Source organism: Pseudomonas sp. UYIF39 (assembly GCF_029963765.1).
Classification (GTDB): Bacteria; Pseudomonadota; Gammaproteobacteria; order Pseudomonadales; family Pseudomonadaceae; genus Aquipseudomonas.
Window position 1 is genome coordinate 1 of record NZ_JALBYU010000054.1, and the last position, 9,326, is coordinate 9,326.

Consider the following 9,326-nt stretch of genomic DNA (forward strand, 5'->3'; position numbering starts at 1 on the left):
GTGAAATCAGGCGACGCGGTGTTTCAGGAAAACCTCGCGCTTAGGTTTTACGACTGCTGCGCAGCCGGACGCAGCCTCGCGCTGCTCGACAGCTGCTACATGGTCTCATCGTCTACGTATGTTTTTGCTGGAGAACCCCATGGCCAACGCGTTACCCGACCTGAAACTGTTGCGCATCTTCGTCAGCGTGGTTCGCCATCAGGGGTTTGCCAACGCCCAGCAAGAGCTCAACCTCTCGACCTCGGCCATCAGCACTTACATGAGCCAGCTCGAAGCCGCCCTCGGTCTGGTGCTCTGCCATCGGGGCCGGGGTGGTTTCAGCCTGACCAGCAAAGGCGAGCTGTTCCACCAGGAAACCCTGCGTCTGCTCGGTGAACTCGAAGGCTTCGAACAATACGCCGCCGCCCTCAAAGGCGAACTGCGCGGCACCTTGAACCTCGGCGTCATCGACTCCACCGTCAGCGACAAGGCCTTGCCGTTCGCCGAAGCCATTGGCGCCTACAGCCAGGAACACCCGGCCGTGCATTTGCATTTGTCGGTCATGAGCCCTTACGAACTGCAACTCGGCGTACAGGACAACCGTCTAGACCTGGCCATCGGGGCGTTCTCCACGCGCATGAGCGGTCTGGTCTACATGCCGCTGTACCGCGAGCAACACTGGTTGTATTGCAGCAGCCGTCATCCGCTGTTCACCGAGCGGCGCATTCCCGAGCAAGTCATCACTCAGCAACGCATGGTTGGCCGCGGCTACTGGAGCCAGGCGGAACTGGCACGCCACGGTTTCAAACACAGCGCGGCGACGGTGGAAAGTATGGAGGCGCAGCTGATTCTGGTGCTGTCGGGCGCCTACATCGGTTACCTGCCGGAGCACTACGCGCAGGCCTGGGCGGATAAGGGCGATTTGCGAGTGCTGCTGCCGGCGACCTTCGGCTATCAGGCGCCGTTCTCGATGATCGTGCGTCGTGGCCGCAGCCGCGAGCCGCTGATCCAGACCTTTCGCGATTTGCTCAAAGCACAACTGAATCAGGCCGCTTAACGGAAAAAGAAGCAATGTCCAGAATCCAATGTCCGCGCTGCCTGCGTCCGCAAAGCCATTGCCTGTGTCCGCTGATTCCGAGCCTCGACAGCCGCACGCGAGTGCTGTTGCTGCAGCATCCCAGCGAAGTGAACCATGCGCTGAACACCGCACGGTTGGCGGCATTGGGGTTGAAGAATGCCGAGTTGATAGTTGGCGAGGTGTTCGAGGATTTGCCAGCGCTGTTGAATCAACCGGGCTATCAGGCTCGGCTGCTGTTTCCCGCCGATGATGCGCAGCCGTTGCAGGCTTACACGCTAAATGATGTACCGATGTTGTTGGTGGTCCCGGACGGCACCTGGCGTAAAGCGCGCAAGATGCTGCACCTCAACCCGCTGCTGGCGGCGCTGCCGAGGGTGACGTTGGCGCAGGGCGCGGTGTCGAGATATCGATTGCGCAAGGCACCGGGGCCGGGCGCGTTGTCGACGGTGGAGGCGATTGTTCAGGCGTTGCAGATCCTCGAAGCACCGATCACTTTCGAGCCATTGCTACGGCCGTTCGAAGCGTTGATCGAGGGGCAAATCGCGGCGATGGGGGAGGATACGTTCCTGCGCAATCATGGGCCGAAATAGTCGGTGGCTGTGAGGGCCTCATCGCGAGCAAGCTCGCTCCCACAGGGGATCGCATTTCTTCTGGAAGAACGCGATCAAAAATGTGGGAGCGAGCTTGCTCGCGATAGCGGTAGAACAATCACAGAAAAAACTACCGCTCGCGCATCGCCTCGGTCCGGGCTTTGAGCACCGGTTTCAGCAGATAATCCAGCACGCTTTTCTCCCCGGTGATGATATCCACCGTCGCCACCATCCCCGGAATGATCAGCAACGGTTTCACATCCCCGCCCAAGTGATTCTTATCCGTCCTCACCTGAATCAGGTAGAAGCTGTTGCCCTTGTCATCTGTAATCGTGTCGGCGCCAATCAACTCCAGCTTCGCACTCAACCCCCCATAAATCGTGTAGTCGTAAGCACTGAACTTGACCATGGCTTTCTGCCCCGGATGCAGAAACGCCACGTCCTGCGGCCGGACCTTGGCTTCGATCAGCAAGTTGTCTTCAATGGGCACGATTTCCACCATATCGCTGCCCGGCTGGACCACGCCGCCGATGGTGTTGACCTTCAGCACTTTGATAATCCCGTGCACCGGCGACGCCACCGTGGTGCGGGTTACGCGGTCATCGATAGCAATGCTCGATGCGGTGATTTTCGACAGGTCGGTGCGTTTTTCATTCAGCTCTTTCGCCGCGTCCGAGCGGAAGGATTGTTCCGATTCATCAATCTTGCTTTTGATCTCGTTGATTGCCGATTCCGCCCGTGGGATCGCCAGAGTCGTGGCATTCAACGAGCCGCGAATCTCCACTGCGCTGCGTTTGAGCCGCAGGATTTCCACTGGCGACACCGCCCCGGTGCCCACCAGTGGCGCGGACATGTTCATCTCTTGTTGCAGTAAGGCCAGGCTCGAACTGAATTGCCCCTGTTTGGAGCGGAACTCTGCCAGTTCCTGGGTTTTTTGATGAAGTTGCTCAGTCAGCGTGCGCTGTTCACTGGCCAGTCGTCGTTGCCGTTGTTCGTACAGCGAGCGCTCGTCTTCGGCCACTTGCGGGGCTTTGGCGATCACTTCTTCTGTCAGCTTGAATGGTCGACCTTCGGCTTCGGCCGACAACCTCTCAACCTGTGCGGTCAACGCATAACGATCTGCCTCGCTTTCACCCTTGTTTGACAGAAACCGCGTGTCGTCCAGCTGCAGCAACGTGTCGCCCTTATCCACCATTTGCCCTTCACGGACGAAGATCTCGGTAACGATGCCGCCCTCCAGGTTCTGGATCACCTGCACCTTGCTTGAGGGAATCGCCTTGCCTTCGCCCATGGTGACTTCTTGCAGTACCGCGAACTTGGCCCAGACCAGCGCTGAAATCAGCAGACCCGCCGCCAGCCACACAGTGATCCGTGACAGGCGCGGAGAGTCCTGCAACGCGGCGCCGGCGGTTTCCGGCATGTATTCGCTTTCGGCGCTTTTGCTGAAACTGCCGAAGTAGCCGCGATCCTTTGAGACGTCGGATGATGAACGGGCCATGGCTAGCTCCTAGACAGCCGCAGAGCCGACACGGCCCTTGCGCAGTGCATCGATAACCACTTCTTTCGGACCGTCAGCGACGATCCGCCCGTTGTCCAGCACCACCAGGCGATCCACCAGGCTAAGCATCGAGGTACGGTGGGTCACCAGCAGCAGAGTTTTGCCCTGGACCCAGCGGTGGAGTTTTTGCCGCAGAACGTCTTCGCTGCTGTTGTCCATGGCACTGGTGGGTTCGTCGAGCAACATGATCGGCGGATCCAGCAACAAGGCGCGGGCCAGCAATACCGCCTGACGTTGCCCGCCGGACAGCAGTTGTCCGCGTTCACCCACTGGGCGGTCGAAACCTTGCGGATGTTGACGGGCCAGCTCGGTGACGCCGGTCAGTTCGGCGACTTCGAGCATCCGTGAATCGCTGATGTAGCGTGCGCCGAGGGTCAGGTTGTCGCGCAGGCTGCCGGCCAACAGTGGCAGGTCATGGGCGACGTAACCGATTTGCTGGCGCAGGTCGGCGACGTCCAGTTGCCGCAGGTCGAGGCCATCGAGCAGCAGTTGGCCTTCTTCCGGTGCGTAGAAACCCATCACCAGCCGCGCCAACGTACTTTTGCCCGAGCCGCTGCGGCCGATGATGCCGATCCGCTCGCCGGGTTTCACGCTGAAGCTGATGTTGGCCAGGGCCGGAGCGTTCTGGCCGTTGTAGTGGAACGTCACGCTACTGACGTCTATCGCGCCTTGCAGTTGCGTGCGTTCCAGCGGCCGTTGTTTGGCGTCGCGTTCCTGCGGCAAAGACATCAGCGCATCGGTGCTTTTCATGGTCAGTTGCGCTTGCTGGTAGCGGGTGATCAAACCGGCAATCTGCCCCAGCGGCGCGAGCACCCGGCTGCCGAGCATGTAGGTCGCCACCAGCGCGCCCACGCTGAGGTTGCCGGCGATGATGCTGTAGACCCCGGCGACGATGGTCGCCATGCCGGAGAATTGCTGGATGAACAGCGTGCCGTTGGTGGCCAGTGCCGAGAGGTTGCGCGCATGGCTGTCGAGGCGGGTGAGGGCGCCGTGGGTGCTTTCCCATTTGTGCTGGCGTTCGCTTTCGGCGCTGCAGGCCTTGAGGGTTTCCAGGCCGCCGAGGGTTTCGATCAGCAGCGCCTGGCGTTCGGCGCCCAGGGTCAGGCTTTTCTGTACGGTGTCGCGCAGGCGCACCTGGATCACCATCGCGAAGATGATCGTGATCGGAAACGCCAGTAACGGAATCACCACCAGCCAGCCACCGAGCAGGCCGATCACCACCAGCATCAGCACGGCAAAGGGCAGGTCGATCAGGCTCGTCAGCGTCACGGCGGTGAGGAATTCCCGCAGGCCCTGGAAGTCGTGAATGCTTTGGGCGAAACCACCAATGGTCGCCGGCCGCGCTTTCATCGCCATGCCGGTGATGCGTTCGAACAACGTGGCCGAAAGGATCACGTCGGTTTTTTTCCCGGCGGTGTCCAGCAGGTGCGCGCGGACCACCCGCAATACCAGTTCGAAACCGGTGCCGATCAGCAAGCCGATGGACAGCACCCACAGCGTCGACGTGGCCTGGTTCGGCACCACCCGATCGTAGGTCTGCATCACGAACAGCGGCACCATCATCCCCAGCAGGTTGATCAAGAAACTCGCCAGAATCGCATCGCTGTACAGCCACTTCGACAGCTTCAAAGTGTCGCGAAACCACGCCTCAACCCGTGGCACCAGCGGCGAACGCAAGTCTTCGAGTTCATGCCGTGGCCGCGCGAACAAGGCCTGGCCGCTGTAATTCTCGGCCAGTTTGTCCGTGCTGACCCATTGTTCACCGCCGTCGGATTCGCTCGGCAAAATCAGCAACTGCCCGTCATCGCCGAAGCGTCGTAGAACGGCAGTACGACCGTTGTTGAGGATCAGCATCACAGGCAGGTTGAGGGCGCAAATATCCGCCAGTTCACGGCGCAGCAATCGCGCCTGCAAACTGGCCCGGGCCGCTGCGCGAGGCAGCAGGTCCAGGCTCAAGCGTTGCTTGTTCAGGGGGAGCCCGGCACTCAGGCTGGCGCGGCTGACCGTCGCGCCGTGAAGTCTGCAGAGGATCAACAGACCGTCCAGAAGCGGGTCATCGAAGCTCAGGCGCGGATCGACACTGATGTTACCGGGTTCCATGCTGGTCACATTGATCGCTCCAGTTGGCATAGGTATCGACACATATCCCTGTAGGAGCTGCCGAAGGCTGCGATCTTTTGACTTTGCTTTTAAACATCAAGATCAAAAGATCGCAGCCTTCGGCAGCTCCTACCGGGTTACCTCAGTTCAGGCAAACGGGCTTCGTTTTTTACTTCCGTGGAGGCGATCGCATCGGCGGGCAACACCACGCGTTGTTTGCTCAGCAACTGACCCATGTTCGCCAGCACGCGGTACATCGAGAACTCCTCGGTGTAGCGCACTTCGGTGAAGCGGCGGTTGGCGTTGTAGAGCTCGTTTTCACTGTCCAGCAGGTCGAGCAGGGTGCGTTGGCCGAGGCCGAACTGGTCCTGATACGCCACGCGCACGCGTCGGCTGGTGTCCGCGTACTCGCGGGCGGTCGGGGTTTGTTTCTTGGCGTTGACCATGGCGTTCCAGGCCAGGTGAATGTTCTCGTTGAGTTGGCGCAGGGCATTGTTGCGGATGTCCATTGCCTGGTTGATCTGGTGCGCATCGGAGGCCAGGCGAGCCTTGTCACTGCCACCGCGGAACAGGTTGTAGTTCATCACCACGCCGACTCGCCATTCGTTGTCGTGGCCTTCATCGCCCTGCACGTTGTTGTTCGCACCCACGGCGGCTTCGGCGTCGAAGCGAGGGTAGAACGGCGATTTGGCAACTTCGTACTGGCTCTCGGCCGATTGCACATCGGCCTGAGCGGATTTCAGGTACGGGTTGTTTTCCACCATGCTTTGCTGGGCTTCCTGCAGGGTGGCGGGAAGTTCGCCGCGAGTCGAGGGCGGGGCTTCGAGTTCATCGGGCAGACGCCCCACGACGGCGTAGAAGTTCGACTCGGCATCCGCCAGATCGACTTCAGCGGTATCGAGGTTGTTTTGCGCCAGTGCCCGGCGAGCGACTGACTGGTCGGAGTCGGCGTTGCTGCCGATACCACGCTGGGTACGCAGACCGATCTGATCGTTGACCCGCATGTGAGCTTGCAGATTGTTCGTGGCCAAGGTCACCAGTTCGCGGCGCTTGAGCACTTCGAGGTAGACCTCGATGGTGCGCAGGGCCAGATCCTGAGCGGTGCCCTGAGCGTAATAGGCCCGGGAATTGACCACGCCTTTGGTGCGCTGGACTTCGTTGGCGGTGTTGAAACCGTCGAAAAGCATCTGCCGCAGACGCAATTCCGATTGGGTGTAGGTCAGGATTTCGGTGTGGTGATTGCCGAGTGCCCGGGTGTTGGTGTTATCGCTGTACCCGCGCCCGTAGGCGGCATTCAGATCAACCGATGGATAAAAGCCCCCCTTGGCGACTTTCACTAGCTCATCGGCCGAGAGGCGGCTGTCCACCCGCGACGCCAGCTCCGGGTGGGTCGCGATGGTGCTCTGGATTGCCTCTGTCAATGACATGGCTTGGGCCTGAGAAGTGCAGGCCATTGCCAGCAGAATTGCGCTGCAGAGGGGGGTTAATACGCGCATGGGTGCCTCTCCCTGATTCCTAATGGTGCTTATCAGTCGCCAAATATTTGACGACATTTATAGTGAAAACCGTTTCATGCTTGTAACAACAGAGCTAAGAACATTCTAGAGGGAACCATAGAAGAATTTTTCATAATGTCTATGCAAAAAAAAACTTATGCGCTCTGTAAAATCCAGCACATTGTTCACTGCGAAAGCCCTTGATTTACGAGCGTTAGGGCGCTCTTCGGGGCTTGATGGAAGTTCCAAACCATATATCGACTTAGGGCGGGGAAGTGCTGGAGGGGAGGGAGGCGGACGGTTTTGAAGTGACGGTTTTTTGTCACTCTGGTGGATCAAAACTGTTACGCATCGCTCAAAGGGCGATTTGTTGCGCAAGTGGATCCCGATGCCATTGATTGCATAGGTTTTTATCCCGCAGCAGACACGTCGCCCACGAGTGACACGTTTGGCGAGAACGACGCCAGGGTATCGGCTTACCTCAGGTAACCGCTGCTCGCAGACGATTCGCCAGGCAACCCGTTGGAGCCATGAGCACGTTCTTCGCAAAAACAGGATGCCGACAGCAGTTGGCAGCGGAGGAAGTGCACATGGCTACGCTCATCGGTATTGTCAGTAAGGTCATTGGTCAGGTGTTCGCGGTTACGAGCGATGGCACCCGACGCGCGCTGGTCGAGGGGGACCGGTTATTCGCCGGCGATCAACTGGTCACCGGGGCCGAAGGCGCGGTGGCGGTTCATCTGCAGAATGGCCAGGAACTGACACTTGGGCGTGGCAGCAGTCTGGAGATGACGCCTCAGTTACTCGCGCATCAGGCACCCCATGTAGACACCGCTGAAGCGGTGACACCGACTCAAGCGCAACTGACCGATGTCGAACAACTGCAAAAAGCGATCGCTGCCGGCGACGACCCGACCCAGACCGCTGACCCCACGGCGGCCGGACCTGCTTCGACCGGCGCACCTGGTGGTGCACTGGGCGGTGGCCATAGTTTTGTCATGCTCGAAGAGGTGGGCGGACGGGTCGATCCGACCATTGGTTTTCCCACCGCAGGCTTCAACGGCATTCCCGAATTTCCCTTGGAACGGCTGGCCGGAGACCCGAACAACGGCGACAACGGTGCAGGTGGTGCAGGTGGTGCAGGTGGTGCGGGTGGTTCAGGAGGAACAGGCGTTCTTCCTGTAACACCGGTTGTTCCTGATGTGCCGAACAATCCGGTGACCCTCACCGGCCTGTCGGTGGCAGGGGGCGAACTGACCCTCAATGAGGCCAACCTGGCCGACGGTTCTGCCCCCAACCCTGGGGCACTGACCAAGACCGGCACGTTCAGCGTGTCCGCTCCTGACGGGCTGACCAGCCTGAGCATCGCAGGGATCAACGTGATCAGCGATGGCGTTGCCGCAGGCTTCCCGCAATCGATCACCACCCCGTTGGGCAACACCCTGACCGTCACCGGCTACAATCCGGCCACGGGGGTTGTGAGTTACAGCTACACCCTCATCGACAATGAAACCCATCCTGCCGGTGACGGCACCAACAACCTCAGCGAACACTTCACCGTGGTGGCCGGCGACAGCAATGGCGATACCACCACTGGTTCCCTGGACGTCAACATCACCGACGACGTGCCCAAGGCGTTTGATGACAGCCATCTCAGCACCGCGTCGGAAACCTTACTGACGCTCAATGGCAATGTGCTGACCAATGACGTGCAAGGTGCCGACCGCGTGACCACAGGGGAAAGTACCGGGCCGATCACCCCAGGCACGTTCACCGGGATTTACGGCACCCTGGTGCTCAACGCCAACGGCACATACACCTACACCCTGAACACCAGCGACGCCGACTTCAAAGCCTTGCACGCGGGTGGCAACGGTACCGAAACCTTCACCTACACCCTGACCGATGCCGACGGCGACACCAGCACGGCCAACCTTGTGCTGAACATCCATAACAACGATGACCCGGTTACGATTGGCGGCCTCAACGTCGAAGGCGGCGAAATCACCGTCTACGAAAAAAACCTCACCTACGGCTCCGACCCTGATGCCCCGGCCCTGACCCAGAACGGCACCTTCACCGTCAACGCGCCGGATGGCCTGCAGACCCTGACCGTGAGCGGCGTCGCGGTGGTCAGCGGTGGGGTGGCGGTCGGTTTCCCGATATCCGGCACCACCGGGACGGGCGCCACCTTCACCATCACCGGTTACGACCCGGCCACGGGCGTGGTGAGCTACAGCTACACCCTGAATTACAGCGACACCCACCCCAATGCTGGCGGCGCCAACAGCATCTACGAGAACTTCGACGTCGTAGCCACCGATACCGACGGCAGCACGGCGACCGGGCAAATCAACGTCAACATCGTCGATGACCTGCCGACCGCCAACCCTGACGCGATCTCGGTCGCAGAGGGCGGCACCGTCAGCGGCAGCGTGTTGTGGAACGACGCCGCCGGCGCCGATGGCCACGCCGCAGGGGGCGCGGTGGTCGGCGTGCGTGCCGGTTCAGATACCTCGACCTCA

General features: G+C 60.2%; 6 protein-coding genes. 3 read left to right on the forward strand and 3 right to left on the reverse strand.

The window, feature by feature from the left end; genetic code table 11:
* The first annotated feature begins 139 nt into the window (after nucleotides 1-139).
* Nucleotides 140-1,036 carry a LysR family transcriptional regulator gene (locus tag MO767_RS30495; protein ID WP_008153227.1) on the forward strand — a complete coding sequence of 299 codons (897 nt, stop codon included), beginning with the start codon at nucleotides 140-142 and terminating at the stop codon, nucleotides 1,034-1,036.
* Nucleotides 1,037-1,050: 14 nt separating this feature from the next.
* The gene (locus MO767_RS30500; RefSeq protein ID WP_282483562.1) at nucleotides 1,051-1,647 is read left to right on the forward strand and encodes a DTW domain-containing protein; all 597 of its coding nucleotides are present in this window, start codon (nucleotides 1,051-1,053) and stop codon (nucleotides 1,645-1,647) included.
* A 130-nt stretch (nucleotides 1,648-1,777) separates the two neighbouring features.
* Here MO767_RS30500 and MO767_RS30505 read toward each other — a convergent pair whose 3' ends face one another.
* From MO767_RS30505 to MO767_RS30515, 3 genes are all read right to left on the reverse strand, one after another.
* A complete protein-coding gene (locus MO767_RS30505; RefSeq protein ID WP_282483564.1) occupies nucleotides 1,778-3,145 on the reverse strand; it encodes an HlyD family type I secretion periplasmic adaptor subunit in 1,368 nt (455 codons plus the stop codon).
* 9 nt (nucleotides 3,146-3,154) lie between these two features.
* The gene (locus MO767_RS30510; RefSeq protein ID WP_282483565.1) at nucleotides 3,155-5,314 is read right to left on the reverse strand and encodes a type I secretion system permease/ATPase; all 2,160 of its coding nucleotides are present in this window, start codon (nucleotides 5,312-5,314) and stop codon (nucleotides 3,155-3,157) included.
* Between the two features lie 128 nt (nucleotides 5,315-5,442).
* Entirely contained in the window at nucleotides 5,443-6,801 is a 1,359-nt protein-coding gene (locus MO767_RS30515; protein ID WP_282483566.1) for a TolC family outer membrane protein, read from the reverse strand.
* A gap of 590 nt (nucleotides 6,802-7,391) precedes the next feature.
* On the opposite strand from MO767_RS30515, the gene MO767_RS30520 reads away from it, so the two are divergent.
* Nucleotides 7,392-9,326: retention module-containing protein (locus MO767_RS30520; RefSeq protein WP_282483567.1), on the forward strand; the 1,935-nt coding region annotated here is incomplete at its 3' end.

Coding starts and splice junctions, on each gene's coding strand:
- MO767_RS30515 (WP_282483566.1), bottom strand. CDS start 6,801: ATGCGCGTATTAACCCCCCTCTGCAGCGCAATTCTGCTGGCAATGGCC.
- MO767_RS30505 (WP_282483564.1), bottom strand. CDS start 3,145: ATGGCCCGTTCATCATCCGACGTCTCAAAGGATCGCGGCTACTTCGGC.
- MO767_RS30500 (WP_282483562.1), top strand. CDS start 1,051: ATGTCCAGAATCCAATGTCCGCGCTGCCTGCGTCCGCAAAGCCATTGC.
- MO767_RS30495 (WP_008153227.1), top strand. CDS start 140: ATGGCCAACGCGTTACCCGACCTGAAACTGTTGCGCATCTTCGTCAGC.